General features: G+C 71.1%; 18 protein-coding genes. 12 read left to right on the forward strand and 6 right to left on the reverse strand.

The window, feature by feature from the left end; all coding sequences use genetic code 11:
* Positions 1-4 precede the first annotated feature (4 nt).
* The gene (locus ACFT32_RS10290; RefSeq protein ID WP_382487866.1) at positions 5-1,387 is read right to left on the reverse strand and encodes a hypothetical protein; all 1,383 of its coding nucleotides are present in this window, start codon (positions 1,385-1,387) and stop codon (positions 5-7) included.
* Between the two features lie 174 nt (positions 1,388-1,561).
* Here ACFT32_RS10290 and ACFT32_RS10295 point away from each other — a divergent pair, with 174 nt between their 5' ends.
* On the forward strand, positions 1,562-2,134 hold the full coding sequence (locus tag ACFT32_RS10295; RefSeq protein WP_382487868.1) for a transglutaminase family protein: 573 nt from the start codon (positions 1,562-1,564) through the stop codon (positions 2,132-2,134).
* Between the two features lie 9 nt (positions 2,135-2,143).
* Here the strand turns inward: ACFT32_RS10295 and ACFT32_RS10300 are convergent, their stop codons facing one another.
* Together ACFT32_RS10300 and ACFT32_RS10305 are read right to left on the reverse strand one after the other, a co-directional pair.
* On the reverse strand, positions 2,144-2,872 hold the full coding sequence (locus ACFT32_RS10300; RefSeq protein ID WP_382487870.1) for a lysophospholipid acyltransferase family protein: 729 nt from the start codon (positions 2,870-2,872) through the stop codon (positions 2,144-2,146).
* A 186-nt stretch (positions 2,873-3,058) separates the two neighbouring features.
* The gene (locus tag ACFT32_RS10305) at positions 3,059-3,475 is read right to left on the reverse strand and encodes a DUF4395 domain-containing protein (protein WP_382487872.1); all 417 of its coding nucleotides are present in this window, start codon (positions 3,473-3,475) and stop codon (positions 3,059-3,061) included.
* 78 nt (positions 3,476-3,553) lie between these two features.
* Between ACFT32_RS10305 and ACFT32_RS10310 the strand changes: the two genes are divergently transcribed.
* The 4 genes from ACFT32_RS10310 to ACFT32_RS10325 all read left to right on the forward strand — a co-directional run bounded on the left by ACFT32_RS10310 (position 3,554) and on the right by ACFT32_RS10325 (position 6,578).
* Positions 3,554-3,967 (forward strand): TlpA family protein disulfide reductase, encoded by a 414-nt coding sequence (locus ACFT32_RS10310; RefSeq protein ID WP_382488853.1) that lies wholly within the window; start codon positions 3,554-3,556, stop codon positions 3,965-3,967.
* 93 nt (positions 3,968-4,060) lie between these two features.
* Positions 4,061-4,552: a flavin reductase family protein gene (locus tag ACFT32_RS10315; RefSeq protein ID WP_382487874.1), complete on the forward strand. Its 492-nt coding sequence runs from the start codon at positions 4,061-4,063 to the stop codon at positions 4,550-4,552.
* A 219-nt stretch (positions 4,553-4,771) separates the two neighbouring features.
* Positions 4,772-5,560, forward strand: coding sequence for an electron transfer flavoprotein subunit beta/FixA family protein (locus ACFT32_RS10320; protein WP_184595137.1), 789 nt, complete (start codon positions 4,772-4,774; stop codon positions 5,558-5,560).
* A 55-nt stretch (positions 5,561-5,615) separates the two neighbouring features.
* Positions 5,616-6,578 carry an electron transfer flavoprotein subunit alpha/FixB family protein gene (locus ACFT32_RS10325; protein ID WP_382487876.1) on the forward strand — a complete coding sequence of 321 codons (963 nt, stop codon included), beginning with the start codon at positions 5,616-5,618 and terminating at the stop codon, positions 6,576-6,578.
* Positions 6,579-6,635: 57 nt separating this feature from the next.
* Here the strand turns inward: ACFT32_RS10325 and ACFT32_RS10330 are convergent, their stop codons facing one another.
* A complete protein-coding gene (locus tag ACFT32_RS10330) occupies positions 6,636-7,541 on the reverse strand; it encodes an endonuclease/exonuclease/phosphatase family protein (protein WP_382487877.1) in 906 nt (301 codons plus the stop codon).
* Positions 7,542-7,735: 194 nt separating this feature from the next.
* Here ACFT32_RS10330 and ACFT32_RS10335 point away from each other — a divergent pair, with 194 nt between their 5' ends.
* Entirely contained in the window at positions 7,736-9,037 is a 1,302-nt protein-coding gene (locus tag ACFT32_RS10335; RefSeq protein ID WP_382487879.1) for a DUF6986 family protein, read from the forward strand.
* A 146-nt stretch (positions 9,038-9,183) separates the two neighbouring features.
* Positions 9,184-11,064 (forward strand): serine/threonine-protein kinase, encoded by a 1,881-nt coding sequence (locus ACFT32_RS10340; protein ID WP_382487881.1) that lies wholly within the window; start codon positions 9,184-9,186, stop codon positions 11,062-11,064.
* On the opposite strand, the gene ACFT32_RS10345 is transcribed toward ACFT32_RS10340, so the two are convergent.
* Positions 11,010-11,828: a hypothetical protein gene (locus ACFT32_RS10345; protein WP_382487882.1), complete on the reverse strand. Its 819-nt coding sequence runs from the start codon at positions 11,826-11,828 to the stop codon at positions 11,010-11,012. The two genes, ACFT32_RS10340 and ACFT32_RS10345, sit on opposite strands and share 55 nt — an antisense overlap.
* A gap of 8 nt (positions 11,829-11,836) precedes the next feature.
* Positions 11,837-12,823 (reverse strand): LacI family DNA-binding transcriptional regulator, encoded by a 987-nt coding sequence (locus ACFT32_RS10350; RefSeq protein WP_382488854.1) that lies wholly within the window; start codon positions 12,821-12,823, stop codon positions 11,837-11,839.
* A 230-nt stretch (positions 12,824-13,053) separates the two neighbouring features.
* On the opposite strand from ACFT32_RS10350, the gene ACFT32_RS10355 reads away from it, so the two are divergent.
* From ACFT32_RS10355 to ACFT32_RS10375, 5 genes are all read left to right on the forward strand, one after another.
* Positions 13,054-14,007, forward strand: a complete 954-nt coding sequence (locus tag ACFT32_RS10355) for an ROK family protein (RefSeq protein ID WP_382487884.1) — start codon at positions 13,054-13,056, stop codon at positions 14,005-14,007.
* Positions 14,008-14,112: 105 nt separating this feature from the next.
* Positions 14,113-14,580: a hypothetical protein gene (locus ACFT32_RS10360; RefSeq protein ID WP_382487886.1), complete on the forward strand. Its 468-nt coding sequence runs from the start codon at positions 14,113-14,115 to the stop codon at positions 14,578-14,580.
* Positions 14,581-14,655: 75 nt separating this feature from the next.
* A complete protein-coding gene (locus ACFT32_RS10365) occupies positions 14,656-15,099 on the forward strand; it encodes a helix-turn-helix transcriptional regulator (RefSeq protein WP_382487888.1) in 444 nt (147 codons plus the stop codon).
* A 10-nt stretch (positions 15,100-15,109) separates the two neighbouring features.
* On the forward strand, positions 15,110-15,523 hold the full coding sequence (locus tag ACFT32_RS10370) for a VOC family protein (RefSeq protein WP_215123247.1): 414 nt from the start codon (positions 15,110-15,112) through the stop codon (positions 15,521-15,523).
* A gap of 97 nt (positions 15,524-15,620) precedes the next feature.
* A complete protein-coding gene (locus ACFT32_RS10375) occupies positions 15,621-18,047 on the forward strand; it encodes an ATP-binding cassette domain-containing protein (RefSeq protein WP_382487890.1) in 2,427 nt (808 codons plus the stop codon).
* The last annotated feature ends 26 nt before the right edge of the window (positions 18,048-18,073 follow it).

The raw sequence follows: 18,073 nt of genomic DNA on the forward strand, positions 1-18,073 counted from the left end.
CGGTTCACCGGTTGACGACGATCTCCGTCCTGTTGTTGCGCAGGTTCGGGTCGAACTCCCTGATGCTCAGCTCGGGATCGTCGTTGACGGTGACGACCGTGGCGCGTGCCCCGCGCACCACACGGTCGATCCGCAAGGGAATCTCGAAGGTGTACGACGCCTTGTCGTGCAGGTAGACGGGAGTCCGGCAGAAGTAGGTCGTGACGGACCCCTCCTCCGGCTCTTCCGGCTGCGTCCAGCACTTCGCCTCCGGCGGGAGCACGACCGTGGTGCCCTCCGGCGCCCGGAACCTCACCGTGGCCACCGGCGCGCCCACGCCCAGCGACGCCACCCAGGCCGGGCCGCGGTTGTGCACGGTGACACGGGCGGTCACGGTGTCACCGGCGCCACCGCTCACCCTGCTGCCGGTGAGCTTCAGGTCGGCGGTGTTCCGGGCGTCGAGGATGACGGTCCGGTAGTTGTCCTGAGGATCGATGTCGGGATCCGTCGCCGTGGCCCCGGCGGCGGTCACCGGACGCAGGTCGAGCTCGGACCCCGCGCCCCGGGTCCACGTCCACTCGCCGCGCATCTCCGCGAGCGCCTCGTCCGAGTAGGGGTGGACGGAGTGGTCGAACCGCTCGTACATCGCCTTGTGCCCGATGCCCAGTCCGGTCTTCAGCGCGTACTGCTGCCCGGGCGCCACCGACTCGTCCAGCACGCACAGGGCGGACGTGCCGGTCTCGTGCTCCCGGTACTCGCAGTTCGCGTGCCGCTCCATGAAGCGCAGCCCGTACGAGGCGTTGAGCCAGAGCAGGGTGCGCTCCGCGGTGCGGTTGCCGCTGTTGGACAGCGTCGCCCGCACGCTCGTCCGCGAGCCCGGCCTGAGGTCCCGCTGCCAGTCGGCCTGGCTGAGCCCGAGGTCCGGCCCGTTGCCCACGCCCACCCGGGTCTCGCCCGGGTGGGAGGTCGCTTCTCCGGCGGTGGCCGAGTAGCGCACGTACCCCGAAGCGCTGACGTCCGCGCCCGGCAGCGCGCGCAGTTCGAACGTGGCGGCCGGCACGGTGTCCGTCCCCGCGGGCATCGCCGGGACGGCGCAGACCGCCCGCACATCCGACTCGGGCACGCAGTTCGCGGGCCACGACACCCGCGCGAACGAGGCGATCTCGCTCATGTCGACCGTCAGTCGCCCGGCCGGCAGGCTGCCGTCGGCGACATCGCGGCTGACCTGCACGGCCAGGGTGCGCGCCCGAGCGTCACCGTTCGCGTCCGCGCCGGGCAGCACCGTCTCGTACGGTGCGCTGATCCACAGCTGGTTCTCCATGGCGTACGCGGGCACGGCCCCGACTCCGGCCGCCGCCAGGGCGCAGGAGACGAGTGCGGCGCCCAGTAAGCGGTGTGGCTGTTTCATGTCTTCCCCCTAGTCACAGATCTGCGGAGGCCGAGACCGGTGGCGCGGGGGAAGGGTTGTGGTCGGGCAGGTGGTTGCGGCGGTGTTCAGCCGTTCTTCCCATCGGTGCATAGATATACGGACGATAGAAAATGCATTGACTTAGGAGTGATGCCGTTCCTACGCTCTGCCGGTATGCAGCTGATCCAGGAAACCCCAGACCTCTCCGCCTACTTGGCCGCTGACGAGGTGATCGACCATCACCATCCGCTCGTTCGCGCAACAGCGGCCGAGCTGGCCAAGGGTGTGGAGAACTCGTATGAGTATGCGCAGGCGGCGTTCGACTTCGTGCGCGACACCATTCCGCACTCGCAGGACTCGGGCGACCTCCGCGTCACCTGGCGCGCCTCCGACGTCCTGGAACAGGGCACCGGCATCTGCTACGCCAAGTCCCACGCGCTCGCGGCGCTGCTGCGCGCCGAGGACATCCTGACCGCGCTGTGCTACCAGGAGCTGGAGATGGTGCACGGCCTGGTCGCCGTGCGGTTCGACGGCGCCTGGCACCGGCAGGACCCGCGGGGCAACAAGCCGGGTGTGGACGCGCGGTTCTCCCTCGACGGAGAGCGGCTCGCCTTCACGCCGGATGCGGCGGTCGGCGAGAGGGACTGTCCGGTCCTGTATGCCGCGCCTCACCCGGTCGTGCTCGACACCCTCACATCGGCCCGCGACCGGCCCCACTTGTGGGAGACACTCCCCACCGTGCTGTGAGGCACCTGGTCAGTGCGCCTCCGCCGCGCGCACCTGCTCCGGCGTCGGCGCGGTGCCGCCGAGGTGGGCCGGCATCCACCAGGTGTCCTCCGGGCCCTTCGGGCGCACGGGGTAGGCGCGCTGGGCGGCCTCGAGGAGCTCCTGGACGCGCTCGCGCAGCTGACGTGTGATCGCACCCGCGTACTTGTCGCGGGAGGCCTCGATCGCCTCGCCGACCCGGATCGTGATGGGGATGTGGCTGCGCTTGAAGTTGCGGGGGTGGCCCTTGGTCCACAGCCGCTGAGTGCCCCACACCGCCATCGGGATCAGCGGGACTCCGGCCTCCTGCGCCATGCGCGCGGCGCCCGACTTGAAGCTCTTCAGCGTGAACGACTGCGAGATCGTCGCCTCCGGGAAGACCCCGACGATCTCACCCGAACGCAGCGAGTCCAGGGCGTGCGCGTAGGCCGTCTCGCCCTGCTTGCGGTCCACGGGGATGTGCTTCATGCCGCGCATCAGCGGGCCGGAGACCCGGTGCCGGAAGACGGACTCCTTCGCCATGAAGCGCACGAGACGTTTCTGCGGCAGGGCCGCCAGGCCGTCGAAGACGAAGTCCAGGTAGCTGATGTGATTGCTCACCAGCACGGCGCCGCCCGAGCGCGGGATGTTCTCCGAACCCTGGCAGTCGATCTTGAGGTCCCACGCCTTGAACAGCGTGCGGGCGAAACCGACGACGGGACGGTAGACGAGCTCTGCCATGGGCGGGCCGGACCCTTCCTGCTCTGCCTGGGAAGGGATTCCCAGCGGAAAGTTACGCAGCCGTAGGTTTACGGCTTGTCGCAGATCGTGCCCGAAGAACGGCCGGGTAGCCAGTCCTCGTGCCCGCCGGGGACGAGATTCTCGTCACGTCGCCGAGTGATCCCACCTCGTGCTTTTACGCCCGTATTACTCCGCGCGTACCGCCACCCGCCGTACGAGCAGGTACAACTCGCAGCCCAGGCAGTACCCGAACGCGGCGTTGAGGAAGGCCGCCGCGAGCGCCGCGCCGGTCGCCGCGAGTCCCAGCCAGTCGGGCCCCAGGGTGTAGCCGACGAGCCCGAGTCCGGCGAACAGCAGACCCACCGCCTGGGCGAAACGCGGCGGTTCGGGGGCCTCGAACTCGCTCGGCGGCCCGAGCCGCGGCCGTACGGCCTTCCGGAACAGCCAGCCGTAGGGGGACCGGCTCACCCCGCCCGCCGCGCCGAGCAGGAACGCCAGCGTCTGCCAGGCCAGCAGCCAGGCGCTTCCCGTGACCAGAACGACCGCCAGGACGACGGTCGTCACGGCCGCGCCGAAACGCGGCCCTCTTGCGTCGATGTCCATGGGAACCAAGCATTCCGCAACGCGGCCCCGTTGAGGGGGCGGGAATCTTTGCGGTCTCGTGAACGCTTGACGCAGGTGATGACCGGACTGGTGGTGTGTGTACTGGTGCTCGCGGCGGCGAGCGCCTACGGAGTGCTGCAACGGCGGCGGAGCGGGAGAGTGCGGGTGCGCGGGCGGGACGACGGCAAGCGGCTCGATGCGGCGGAGCTGGGCGCGGAACTGGGCGAGCGGGCCACCCTCGTGCAGTTCTCCAGCGCGTTCTGCGCGCCCTGCCGCGCGACCCGGCGGGTCCTCGGAGAGGTCGCCGGCGTGGTCCCCGGAGTGGCCCACGTCGAGATCGACGCCGAGGCCCGTCTGGACCTCGTACGGCGGCTGGACATCCTCAAGACCCCGACCGTGTTGGTCCTCGACGCCGACGGCCGGGTGGTGCGGCGGGCCACCGGGCAGCCGCGCAAGGCCGATGTGATCGCCGCGCTGGGGGAGGCGGTGTGAGGTGTCGGCACGGCCGGAGTGCGTCCAGTGAGCCATCTCCCACATCACGAAACGAACTTGACTGTGCACACCAATTATCGTCAGCCTGACCCCATGCCTTCGGACCTCCTCGCCACGCCCGACCTTCTGCGCTCGGTCTTCCGGCGGCACGCGGCGGGAGTCGCCGTGATCACCGCTCGTGGCGACACCGGTCCGGTGGGCTTCACCGCCACCTCCCTCGCCTCCGTCTCCGCCGAACCGCCCCTGCTGTCCTTCGGCGTCGGCACCGGCTCCTCCAGCTGGCCCGCGATCGCGGCGACCGATCATGTCGGCGTCCACATCCTCGGCGAGCACCAGCAGGAGCTGGCAGCCACCTTCGCCCGCAACGGAGCCGACCGCTTCGCCCCGCCCACCGTCTGGCGGGAGGGGCCCGAGGGCGTCCCCCTGCTCGACGGCGTGCTCGCCTGGCTGGTGACCCGGGTCGTCGCCCGCGTGCCCGCCGGAGACCACCGGCTCGTGCTCGCCGAGGTCCTGCACGGAGACCCCACGGGCGCCGGGCGGCCGCTCCTCTACCACCAGGGGCGTTTCCAGAGACTGCCCGACTGAGGGGCATGCCCCCCGGGCTGCGGGACCGTCGAGTTCCGGTTACGCTGCGTTGCGAAGGTCACAGTTCAAAGCGCTTGCTTAGCGGGAACGAACTAGGTGTACTGACGAGTAATATTTCGCTCGGAGCGTGGGTCGCCCCGACCGGAATCGGCCGCTTGAGGCGCCTATGCTGCCTGCAAGTAGGCAGCCGAGAAATGACGATGCAGTAGGAGAGCCGGCGTGAGCTTGAGGATCGTTGTCACTGTGAAGTACGTGCCCGACGCCACTGGCGACCGGCACTTCGCCGATGACCTGACCGTCGACCGGGACGACGTGGACGGTCTGCTCTCCGAGCTCGACGAGTACGCGGTCGAGCAGGCGCTGCAGATCTCCGAGAACTCCGACGACGACGTGGAGATCACCGTTCTGACGGTGGGCCCGGAGGACGCCAAGGACGCCCTGCGCAAGGCGCTGTCCATGGGTGCCGACAAGGCGATCCACGTCGAGGACGACGACATCCACGGCACCGACGCCATCGGCACCTCCCTGGTCCTGGCCAAGGCCGTCGAGAAGGCCGGCTACGACCTGGTCATCTCCGGTATGGCCTCCACCGACGGCACCATGGGCGTCGTCCCCGCGCTGCTCGCCGAGCGCCTGGGCGTCCCGCAGGTCACCCTGCTGTCCGAGGTGTCGGTCGAGGACGGCACGGTCAAGGGCCGCCGCGACGGCGACGCCGCCACGGAGAGCCTGGAGGCCTCCCTGCCGGCGGTCGTGTCGGTGACCGACCAGTCGGGCGAGGCGCGTTACCCCTCCTTCAAGGGCATCATGGCCGCGAAGAAGAAGCCGGTGGAGTCCTGGGACCTGTCCGACCTGGACCTGGAGGCCGAGGAGGTCGGCCTCGAGGGTGCCTACACCACGGTCGACAACGCGGCCGAGCGCCCGGCCCGTACCGCGGGCACGATCGTCAAGGACGAGGGCGAGGGCGGCAAGCAGCTCGCTGAGTTCCTCGCGGGCCAGAAGTTCATCTGAGCCCGGCATTCGCTGACCGCCCCTCATCTTTCGCAAGCAGGAGAGAAGAAGTCCCATGGCTGAAGTTCTCGTCTACGTCGACCACGTGGACGGCGCCGTCCGCAAGCCCACCCTGGAGCTGCTGACGCTGGCCCGCCGTATCGGTGAGCCCGTCGCCGTCGCGCTGGGTGCGGGTGCCGCCGACACCGCCGCCACCCTCGCCGAGCACGGCGCGGTGAAGGTCCTCACCCACGAGGCCGCCGAGTACGCCGACTACCTGGTCGTACCGAAGGTCGACGCCCTCCAGGCCGCGCACGAGGCCGTGTCCCCGGCCGCCGTGCTGGTGCCGTCCTCCGCCGAGGGCAAGGAGATCGCCGCCCGTCTGGCGCTGCGTCTGGGCTCCGGCATCATCACCGACGCCGTCGACCTGGAGGCCGGCGACGAGGGTCCGGTGGCCACCCAGTCGGTGTTCGCCGCCTCCTTCACCACCAAGTCCCGTGTCTCTAAGGGCACCCCGGTCATCACGGTCAAGCCCAACAGCGCCGCCGTGGAGGCCGCCCCGGCCGCCGGTGCGGTCGAGGCGCTGTCCGTGTCCTTCTCCGCGCAGGCCACCGGCACCAAGGTCACCGGCCGCACGCCGCGTGAGTCGACGGGCCGTCCGGACCTGACCGAGGCCGCGATCGTGGTCTCCGGTGGCCGTGGTGTCAACGGCGCGGAGAACTTCGCGATCATCGAGGCGCTCGCCGACTCCCTCGGTGCCGCTGTCGGTGCCTCGCGTGCCGCGGTGGACGCGGGCTGGTACCCGCACACCAACCAGGTCGGCCAGACCGGCAAGAGCGTGTCGCCGCAGCTGTACATCGCCTCCGGCATCTCCGGCGCGATCCAGCACCGCGCCGGCATGCAGACCTCGAAGACCATCGTCGCGATCAACAAGGACGCCGAGGCCCCGATCTTCGACCTCGTCGACTACGGCATCGTCGGCGACCTCTTCGACGTCGTCCCGGCGCTGACCGAGGAGATCAAGACCCGCAAGGGCTGATCGACCCCGGCTGAAGTAGGCCCCCGTGACCGCGCGAACGGTCACGGGGGCCTCTTCTCATCCCAGGGTCATCGAGGCCTGCACCGGCAGGTGGTCGCTCGGGTACGTCCCGTCCATGCTGAAGGTGTTCATCCCGGCCCAGTGCGTGGTCACCCCGGGCGTGGTGAGGATCCAGTCGATGCGCCGCCCGCCGGGCCTGAGCTCCCGGTAGCCGTGGTGCGTCCCGTACGCCGGGCCCCGCGAGGCCGCCGCGTCCCAGGCGTCCACCAGTCCGATGTCCAGCATGAGGTCGTACACCCGGTTGTCGTGAGCGGCCGCGTTGAAGTCGCCGGTGACGATGACCGGTAATGACCGGTCCCACCCGGAGATCGTCTCGCCGATGAGCCCCGTCGAGCGTTCCCGGGCGTACTGGCTGACGCTGTCCAGGTGGGTGTTGAGGACGTAGAACTCCCGTCTCCCGTGGGCGAGATCGGCGAAACGGACCCAGGTCACCATGCGCAGCCAGTCCGCGTCCCAGGTGTTCGAGGCGATCGTGTACGGAGTGTCGGACAGCCAGAAGTGATCGAATTCGATCGGCTCGAGTCTGCGCGTGTCGTAGAAGACCGCCATGAACTCGTCCTTGCTGCCGCCCCCGCGGCCGGTGCCGATCCAGTCGTAGTGCTCGCCGAGATCCTTCTCGATCGCGCGCACTTGCCGGTAGAGCCCTTCCTGGGTGCCGATGACGTGCGGTCGCTCGCGGCGCAGCAGTTCTCGCATCACCGGTCGGCGTACCTCCCAGCGCGGTGTCCTGTCGACGACGGTCCCGAAGCGGACGTTGAACGTCATGACGTCCAGGGCGCCCGGGTGCTCGCCGGCGGAAGCGGGCTGTGTGGGGCCCGCGGTGGTGAGCAGCGGTCCTGCGATGGCTGCGGCCGCCGCCGCCTTGAGTCCGTGGCGGCGCGTCACTCGGACCTCGTTCGGCACGTGGTCTCCCTCCCCTTGCACGTCAGGATGAAGCTTGCCTTCTGAATACGGAAGATGAGGGCGGGTCGGCAGTGATCAAGGGGGAAGGATGGAGAATCCCACTTCAAGACGGTGTTGACCAGGGCGAAGGTCGGCCGATAACTTCGCTCTACGGATTATTGATTCCGCACAGCGGAAAATAGGAGGGTCTCGGAATGGGTCAGGGCCAGCAGGAGAAGGTGGCGACCAGCCTCGCGGGCGCCATCAGCGAGGAGATCAGCGCCTCCCTCGCGCCGGTCGACGCGGAGCTGGAGCGCCGCTACCCCGGGGACCCCGGCACCCGCCAGCCCGTCCACACCGTCTACGTACCCGGCGACGTCTTCGCCGCCGACACCGTCCGCTCCTGGGGCGACCGTGCCCTGGCGGCCCTCGACGAGCACGCCCCGGACGCCGAGTCCTTCGCCGCCGTCCTCGGCCTCGCCGAGGAACTGGCCGAGCCCGTCCACGCGCGCGTGCGCGCCAAGCTGGAGCGCGAGCCGATCGAGGACCTGCGCGTCGACTTCGAGGACGGTTACGGCAACCGTCCCGACGCCGAGGAGGACGAGGCCGCCGCCCGCGCCGCCCGGCTGATCGCGGAGGCGTATGCGGACGGCACCGCGGCGCCGTACATGGGCATCCGGATGAAGTGCATGGAGGCGCCCGTACGAGACCGGGGCATCCGCACCCTCGACATCTTCCTCACCGGCCTGATGGAGGCCGGCGGCCTGCCCCGCGGACTGGTGCTCACCCTGCCCAAGGTGACGTACGCCGAGCAGGTCACCGCCATGGCGCGACTCCTGGACGCCTTCGAGAAGACCCACGGACTGGAGCCCGGCCGGATCGGCTTCGAGATCCAGATCGAGACCAGCCAGTCCATCCTCGCCGCCGACGGCACCGCCACCGTCGCCCGCATGATCCAGGCAGCCGAGGGCCGCGCCACCGGCCTGCACTACGGCACCTTCGACTACAGCGCCTGCCTCGGAGTCTCCGCCGCCCACCAGGCCAGCGACCACCCCGCCGCCGACCACGCCAAGGCCGTCATGCAGGTCGCGGCGGCCGGCACCGGCGTCCGCGTCTCGGACGGCTCCACCAACGTGCTGCCCGTCGGCCCCACCGAGAAGGTGCACGCCGCCTGGCGCCTGCACTACGGCCTCACCCGACGCGCCCTGGCCCGCGCCTACTACCAGGGCTGGGACATGCACCCCGGCCACATCCCGACCCGGTACGCGGCCGTCTTCGCCTTCTACCGCGAGGGCTACGAGCAGGCCGCCGCCCGTCTCGCCCGCTACGCCAACCGCACCGGCGGCGACGTCATGGACGAGCCCGCCACCGCCAAGGCCCTCAGCGGCTACCTGCTGCGCGGCCTGGACTGCGGCGCCCTCGACATCGGCGAGGTCGCCCGGCTGACCGGCCTGACCCGTGCCGACCTGGAGAGCTTCGCGACGCCCAGGCGGGCGGACCTGACGGCCTCTGCCTGACGGCTTCCCTCCCACGGTCGTGAAGGCACGTACCGGCCCTGTCACAGCCGTCACCGCCGACTTTCGATGTCATCGCCGCCCCGTACTCTGTACGCCACGTACTGACGTGTCGGTGGATCCAGTGGGGTCACAGGAACGGGGCAGCGGTGTCAACGGGGGAGCACGGGCAGACCGAGGGAGCCGGCCGGCTGCTGGCGGGCCGCTATCGCGTCACGGCCCAGCTGGGACGCGGCGGCATGGGCGTCGTCTGGAAGGCCGTCGACGAGGTCCTCGGCCGCGAGGTCGCCGTCAAGGAACTGCGCACCTACACCGACGTGGCCGGCCCTGAACTGGCCGCTCTGCGACTGCGGATGCAGCGCGAGGCGCGTGCGGCGGCCCGGGTGCGCCATTCCGGTGTCATCGCCGTGCACGACATCGCGGAGGTCGACGGCCGGCCGCTCATCGTCATGGAACTGGTCGACGGGCCGTCCCTGGACGACGTCCTGCGCGAACGGGGCACGCTGGACCCGAGCGAGGCGGCGGGGATCGGCGCCAAGGTCATGGACGCGCTGTCCGCCGCCCACCGGGCGGGTGTCCTGCACCGAGACGTGAAGCCCGGCAACATCCTGCTCGACCGCTCGGGCCGCGTCGTCCTCACTGACTTCGGCATCGCCACCATGGACGACCCGGGCGATGGTTCGGCCACCCATCTGACCCGCAGCGGCGAACTCGTCGGTTCCCTCGACTACCTGGCCCCCGAGCGTGCCCAGGGCGCCGACCCGGGCCCCGCCTCCGACATCTGGGCCCTGGGCGCCACGCTGTACGCGGCCGTCGAGGGGGCCTCGCCGTTCCGCCGTACGTCCACGTTCTCGACGCTCACGGCGATCGTCACCGAGCCGCTGCCGGAGCCCGTGCGGGCCGGCCCTCTCGGCCCCGTCCTCCAGCAGCTGATGGACAAGCGCCCCGAGGCCCGCCCGGAGGCCGACCGGGCCCGAGAGCTGCTCCAGTCGGTGGCGGACTCGGGTGGTACGGACACGCCGACCTCTCCACTGCGCGACCCTGCGGCGTCGCCCTCGCCCCCGCGCCCGGAGACGGAGCGCAGTGTTCCGGCGGTACCGCCGGGGTTCGGACCACCGCAGCACGTACAGCCGGGCACCGCCGGGCCCGACGAGGCCCCGGGCACCCCCGGCTCCGGGACGCCCGCGGCCTTCGGAGCCGCCACACCTGCCGGGGCGGCCGGCTCAGGGTCCGGCCCGTACGGCTCGGGACCCGGCCCGCACGGCTTCGGGCCGTCCGACCCGGACAGCACCGCCCCCGGCGCCTCCGCCCCCACAGGTCCGGTGAACTCCGGCCGCCCGTCCCGCCGTAGGTCCCGTGTCCTGCTCGCCGCCGCGGCCGCCACCGTCGTTCTCGCCGCCGCCGGTGTCACGGCCGCCGTGCTCAGCGACACCGGCGACAAGGAAGCGGGCGCCCGGACCGACGCCGCCCGTGCGGATGCCGCGGCCTCCTCCGAGCCGGGTCGCACCGACGACGGCTCGAACGCTCCCCGGCCCACACAGCAGGGCGACGAGAAGGGCAAGGCCCCGTCCCAGAGGCCCGGCGACAAGAAGGACCCCGAGCCCACCGGCCGGGCGGCCACCCCGGCCCCCGCCGAGTCCTCCGCCGGCGCGACGGGAGGGACATCGGGCACCTCAGGAGGCAGCGACACCGGAGGCGGTTCCGGCAATGGCGGGACGGGCGGCGGTTCGGCCACCCCCGCTCCCGAACCGGCCTGCCACGCCATCGGCGGCGGCAAGTACAACTGCCAGGTCTGGAAGACCGCCGACTCCTACACCGCCTCCGGCACCAAGGTCGGTGTCCTCAACGCGGGCACCAACTACTTCTACTGCCAGCAGAACCTGGGCCGCCGAGAGACGGACGGCCGGTGGACCAACGTCTGGTGGGCCAAGACCGACGACGACAGCGGCAACACGGACGTCTGGGTCAGCGATGTCTACGTCAAGGGCGGGGACAACGACGCGCCGGTCCCCGGGCTCCCGGTCTGCTGAGACCCCGTCGGCCCGGAGCCGACGTACCGCTCCAGGCCGGAGGCGGTCACCAGCTTCTCCTCGATGAACAGCCGCGTGCCCCGCTCGCACAACCGCCGGTCACCCCGGGCCCGCGCGCTGAACTCCTCGGGCACCACGCCGAAGAGCTGCCTGAACCGCGGCAGGCCGGAGAGCAGCTCGGTGAGCAGGGCCCGCTGGCCCGGGTGGGTGCGCGGCGCGCCGGTGCCGTCGTGCAGAACCCCGTGCCGGTTGACGTACGCGTACGCGCCCGGCAGCCGGGTGCCGTCCGCGAGGTCGATCCGCACATCGGGCGCGGGCAGCCAGGCACGGTTGAAGTTGCCGCTCGGCACGGGCGCGCCCTCGCTCGCGTCGATCACCGCGAGCTGCTCGTCGTCGAGCCAGAGGACGAACAGCTCCCGCACGGTCTCCGGGGCGCTGACGGGCGAGGCCGACATGTACCCCATGCGGCTCACATGCGCCGAGACGCCCGCGTCGACACCCCGCACCCGGGTCTTCACCATCGGCAGCGGGGACATGATCCCGAACTCGGCCATCTTGTGCCGCAGTTGTCCCGGACACGCGTTGGAGCCGATGGCGAGGACCGGGGTGCGGTCCTCGTACACCAGCCGTTCCAGCGGCAGGAAACAGTCCCCGTCGAGGAGCCCGGAGTCGGCCGGCCACGCGCCCGGATACAGCAACGGATGCTCGCGCGGCGCCTCGGCCAGGCCGAGTGCCCGCAGTGTGCGATCGGTGAGGTGATCCATGGGCCGCCTCAGTCCGCCGGTGGCAGCTCACCGGAGCCGCGGGTGATCAGCCGGGTCGGCAGCTCGATGCGCTCGGGGGTCAGCTGGGTGCCGTCCAGCTGCCGGAAGAGACGTTCCGCCGCGGTGCGGCCGATGTCCGCCGCGTCCTGGGCGACGACCGTGACGCCCGGCCGGAGCAGGTCGGCCAGCTCGATGTCGTCGAAGCCGACCAGGGCGACACGGCGGACGTGCTCGGCCAGCACACGGATCACGGTGACCGTCACCCGGTTGTTGGCCGCGAAGATCGCGGTGACCGGGTCCGGGCCGGACAGCATGTCCCCGGCCGCCCTGCGCACCCGCTCGGGATCGGTGACGCCGAGGGACATCCAGGAGTCCGCCACCGGTATGCCCGCGTCCTCCATCGCGGCCCGGTAGCCGCGCAGCCGCTCGGCGGCGGTGTGGATGCGGGGCATGTCGCCGATGAAGCCGATCCGGCGGTGCCCGTGCGCGATGAGATGGGCGACGCCGTCGCGGGCGCCGCCGAAGTTGTCCGACAGAACCACGTCGGCGTCGATGTACCCGGCCGGCCGGTCCACGAACACCGTGGCGACACCCGCCTTGAGCTCCGGCTCCAGATACCGGTGGTCGTCACCGGCCGGAATCACCACCAGCCCGTCCACCCGCCGCGCGCACAGGGCCAGCACCAGCTCCTGCTCGCGTTCCGGGTCCTCCGCGCTGGATCCGTTGATCAGCAGGGCGCCGTGCGCGCGGGCCACCTCCTCGACCGAGCGGCTCAGCGGCCCGTAGAACGGGTCCGCGAGATCCTCCAGGACCAGGCCGATGCTGGCCGTACGGCCCTTGCGCAGCACCCGCGCGCTGTCGTTGCGGCGGAAACCGAGGGCGTCGATCGCCTCCTGGACGCGCCGCTCCGTCTCCGGGGTGACCCCCGGTTCCCCGTTCACCACCCGGGACACCGTCTTGAGCCCGACTCCGGCGCGTGCGGCGACGTCCTTCATGGTCGGCCGGGTGCCGTAGCGCGTTGCGGATCGGAGGGGGGTCTGGGGCACGGTGCGGTGTCCTGTCCTGTCGTCCACGGGGGTGCGTAGGTCCTGGGTTTGTATGAGGATGTGGCGTCGAGCATAGAGCCTGGACAACGTTGTCAGGCTCGGGGGAGACTGTCCACCGCGATTCGATTCCCAGTATTTCTCGGCGTTTTTCTCATGGTTGACGGGGAGATCCGACACTGATGCACACCGACCTCGTGGCCGCGCTCGACATCGGCGGCACCAAGATCGCCGGCGCTCTGGTGGACGGCCACGGCCGGATCCTGGTCCGCGCCCAGCGGCCGACGCCCGCCCGGGAGGACGGCGACACCGTGATGCGGGCCGTGGAGGAGGTGCTCGGCGAGCTCACCGCCTCTCCGCTGTGGGAGCGCGCCGCGGCCGTGGGCATCGGCAGCGCCGGGCCCGTGGACGCCTCGGCGGGGACGGTGAGCCCGGTGAACGTGCCCGGCTGGCGCGGCTACCCGCTCGTCGGGCGCGTCCGGGCGGCGGCCGGGGACCTGCCCGTCGAGCTGATCGGCGACGGTGTGGCGATCACGGCGGCCGAACACTGGCAGGGCGCCGCCCGCGGCCATGACAACGCGCTGTGCATGGTCGTCTCCACGGGTGTCGGCGGCGGCCTGGTGCTCGGCGGGAGGCTGCACCCCGGGCCGACCGGCAACGCCGGCCATATCGGCCACATCAGCGTGGACCTCGACGGCGATCTCTGCCCGTGCGGCTCGCACGGCTGCGTCGAGCGCATCGCGAGCGGTCCCAACATCGCCCGGCGCGCCCTGGAGAACGGCTGGCGGCCCGGCCCCGACGGTGACACGTCCGCCGCCGCGGTGGCCGACGCCGCCCGTTCCGGCGACCCGGTCGCCGTCGCCTCCTTCGAACGTGCCGCCCAGGCCCTGGCCGCCGGGATCGCCGCCACGGCGACCCTCGTGGAGATCGACATAGCGGTGATCGGCGGGGGAGTGGGCAAGGCGGGCGACGTCCTCTTCACGCCTCTGCGCAAGGCTCTGAGCGCCTACGCGACCCTGTCCTTCGTCCGGCAGCTGACCGTGGCACCGGCCCAGATGGGCACCGACGCCGGCCTGGTGGGGGCAGCGGCGGCGGCGCTCGCGAAGCGGACGGACGCGGCCGCGGCGGGGGTGTGAGACCGGGCAGGAACGTTCAGGCGGTGGGGCCGGAGCGTCTCCGGGGCCCCGGCCGCCCCTGACACGGAAGGAACCACTCCGGCCCGGCGCGGCATCTGGCCCGGCGTGAGTGCCGGGATGATGTTCTTCGGGCTGGTCTTCATGGGCGGGTGGGCGGCGGCTCTCGGGGCGCTGGTGTTCGCCGTCGTCACGCTGGTGCGTGTCCGGCAGCGGGACTGGACACGCCGCCAAGGGGCCCTCGCGGTACGGCTGCTGCTGCCGGCGCCCGCGTTCCTGCGCTTCGACGTGGCGCTCGCCGCGGCGGCCCTCCTGGCCGACCTGTGGTTCGTGTCGGCGGCCATCGTGCTGGGGACGGAGGGCATCTTCACCGAGGACTGGATGGGCTACCCCGGCATGGCCGATTTCACCGGGCGGGGATACCAGGCCGGAGTCGTGAGCGCGCTGCGCGCCACCGCGTGGTGGACCTTCGGGATCGCGGTGCTCGGCCGCTGCTGGATCACAGCGGGCGTGCAGGTGTGCCTCCTGCCGCTCGCGGCATGGTGGATCGGAACCTTCGACACGTACTTCCCCTGACAGGCCCCGGCCCGGGATGCCGGCTCTTCCGGCGAAATCGACCGAATATCCGTGCGATGTGGCACGATCCGGCATGTGAGCAGCAGACCCACCTCGGCGCAGCGCCTGCGTGACCTCGCGCGCCTGCGCCGGGTCAAGGACCGGATCGACCGGGAGTACGCACAGCCGCTGGACGTGGAGGCGCTGGCCCGGGGCGTGCACATGTCGGCCGGGCATCTCAGCCGCGAGTTCCGGCAGGCGTACGGCGAGTCGCCGTACAGCTACCTCATGACGCGGCGCATCGAGCGCGCGATGGCCCTGCTGCGCCGTGGCGACCGCAGTGTCACCGAGGTGTGCTTCGAGGTCGGTTGCTCGTCGCTGGGCACCTTCAGCACCCGCTTCACGGAGCTGGTCGGCATGCCGCCCAGCGCCTACCGGCGCGAGGCGGCGCGGGCGACCGCGGGGATCCCGTCGTGCGTGGCGAAGCAGGTCACCAGACCGGTCAGGAATCGAGAAGCGCCTGCCCCGGGCCGAAACTAGCGTGGTGGCCATGGACCTCAACATTCACGCCAGTTTCCTGCCGCACGACGACCCGGACGCCGCTCTGGCGTTCTACCGCGACACCCTCGGCTTCGAAGTCCGCAACGACGTCGGGTACGAGGGCATGCGCTGGATCACGGTCGGCCCCGTCGGCCAGCCCGGCACCAACATCGTCCTGCATCCGCCGGCCGCCGACCCGGGCATCACCGAGGACGAGGGCCGCACCATCGCCGAGATGATGGCCAAGGGCACCTACGCGAGCATCGTCCTGGCCACCACCGACGTCGACGGCGCCTTCGAGCGGCTCCAGGCGGGCGACGCCGAGGTGGTCCAGGAGCCGGTCGACCAGCCGTACGGCGTGCGCGACTGTGCCTTCCGCGACCCCGCGGGCAACATGATCCGCATCCAGCAGCTGAAGCCGTGACGCCGTAGCAGCGGCCGGCCCCATGCGCATCCCCCGCGCCGCACCCCCACCGGTTCGGTGCGGGGGACAGAACGTCCGAGCGACAGATGGAGACACGATGAGCAAGGCCACGACGACGGACAGACGGTCGCCCGGGCCGCACGCTGCCGACAGCCATGACGTGATCCGTGTGCACGGTGCGCGCGAGAACAACCTCAAGGACGTCAGCATCGAGATTCCGAAGCGCAGGCTCACGGTGTTCACGGGCGTCTCCGGCTCGGGCAAGAGCTCGCTGGTGTTCGACACCATCGCCGCGGAGTCGCAGCGGCTGATCAACGAGACCTACAGCGCCTTCCTGCAGGGCTTCATGCCCAACCTCGCCCGGCCCGAGGTGGACGTGCTCGACGGACTGACCACCGCGATCACCGTCGACCAGCAGCGGATGGGGTCCGACCCGCGCTCCACCGTCGGCACCGCCACCGATGCCAACGCGATGCTGCGCATCCTCTTCAGCCGGCTCGGCACGCCGCACATCGGCCCGCCCGGCGCGTTCTCCTTCAATGTCGCCTCGGTCTCGGCGAGCGGCGGGATCACGGTCGACCGGGGTACCGACAAGACCAAGACGCAGAAGGTGACCTTCAGTCGTACGGGCGGCATGTGCACGCACTGCGAGGGCCGGGGCAAGGTCTCCGACATCGATCTCACCCAGCTGTTCGACGACTCCAAGTCGCTCTCCGAGGACCCGTTCACCATCCCCACCTACACCGGGGACGGCTGGGTGGTGCGGGTCATCGCAGAGTCGGGCTTCTTCGACAAGGAGAAGCCGATCCGCGAGTACACCAAGAAGGAGCGGCACGACTTCCTGTACCGCGAGCCGACCAAGGTGAAGATCAACGGCGTCAACCTCACCTACGAGGGGCTGATCCCGAAGATCCAGAAGACCTTCCTCGCCAAGGACCGCGAGTCGATGCAGCCGCACATCCGGGCCTTCGTGGACCGGGCGGTCACCTTCACCGAGTGCCCCGAGTGCGACGGCACCCGGCTCAGCGAACTGGTCCGCTCCTCGAGGATCGGCAAGGTCAACATCGCGGACGCCTGCGCGATGGAGATCCGCGACCTGGCCGAATGGGCCCGCGGGATCGACGATCCTTCGGTCGCTCCGCTGCTCGCCAAGCTCCGGCACACCCTGGACTCGTTCACGGAGATCGGCCTCGGCTATCTCTCGCTCGACCGCGCCTCGGGCACGCTCTCCGGCGGCGAGGCGCAGCGCACCAAGATGATCCGGCACCTCGGCTCCTCGCTCACCGACGTCACGTACGTCTTCGACGAGCCGACCATCGGACTGCACCCCCATGACATCCAGCGGATGAACAGCCTGCTGCTGCGGCTGCGCGACAAGGGCAACACCGTGCTCGTCGTGGAGCACAAGCCGGAGACGATCGCCATCGCCGACCATGTCGTGGACCTCGGCCCCGGCGCCGGCACCGCGGGCGGCACCGTCTGCTTCGAGGGCACCCTGGAGGGGCTGCACAAGAGCGGGACCGTCACCGGCCGTCATCTCGGCGACAGGGCGGCGTTGAAGGAGACGGTCCGCAAGCCCGCCGGTACGCTCGCGATCCGCGGCGCGACGGCGAACAACCTCCAGAACGTCGACGTCGACATCCCGCTCGGCGTGCTCACCGTCGTCACCGGCGTCGCCGGCTCCGGCAAGAGTTCGCTCGTGCACGGTTCGATCCCCACCGAGGACGGCGTGGTGTCGATCGACCAGACCGCGATCCGCGGCTCCCGGCGCAGCAACCCGGCGACCTACACCGGCCTCGCCGACCCGATCCGCAAGGCCTTCGCCAAGGCCAACGGCGTGAAGCCGGCGCTCTTCAGCGCCAACTCCGAGGGCGCCTGCCCCACCTGCAACGGCGCCGGTGTCATCTACACCGACCTGGCGATCATGCAGAGCGTCGCCACCCCCTGTGAGGTGTGCGAGGGCAAGCGGTTCGAGGCGTCGGTGCTGGAGTACCGCTTCGGCGGCCGCGACATCAGCGAGGTGCTGGCGATGTCCGTGGCCGAGGCGGAGAAGTTCTTCGGCGCCGGTGAGGCGCGCACCCCCGCGGCCCACCGGATCATCGAGCGGATGGCGGACGTCGGGCTCGGCTACCTCACCCTCGGCCAGCCGCTCACCACGCTCTCCGGCGGCGAGCGGCAGCGGCTCAAGCTGGCCACGCACATGGGCGACAAGGGCGGGGGCCGTTCCGTCTTCGTACTCGACGAGCCGACCACCGGCCTCCACCTCGCCGACGTGGAGCAGTTGCTCGGGCTGCTCGACCGGCTCGTCGACGCCGGAAAGTCGGTCATCGTCATCGAGCACCACCAGGCGGTCATGGCGCACGCCGACTGGATCATCGACCTCGGCCCGGGCGCCGGACACGACGGCGGCCGGATCGTCTTCGAGGGCACCCCGGCCGCACTCGTCGAGGCCCGCTCCACCCTGACCGGGGAGCATCTCGCGGACTATGTGGGCGCCTCGGAACAGGCACAGCGGGTCGGCTGAACGGCCCACCCCGGCGCGCGCCCGGT

The sequence above is a fragment of the Streptomyces sp. NPDC057002 genome, from assembly GCF_042673825.1.
In the GTDB taxonomy this organism is placed as follows: Bacteria; Actinomycetota; Actinomycetes; order Streptomycetales; family Streptomycetaceae; genus Streptomyces.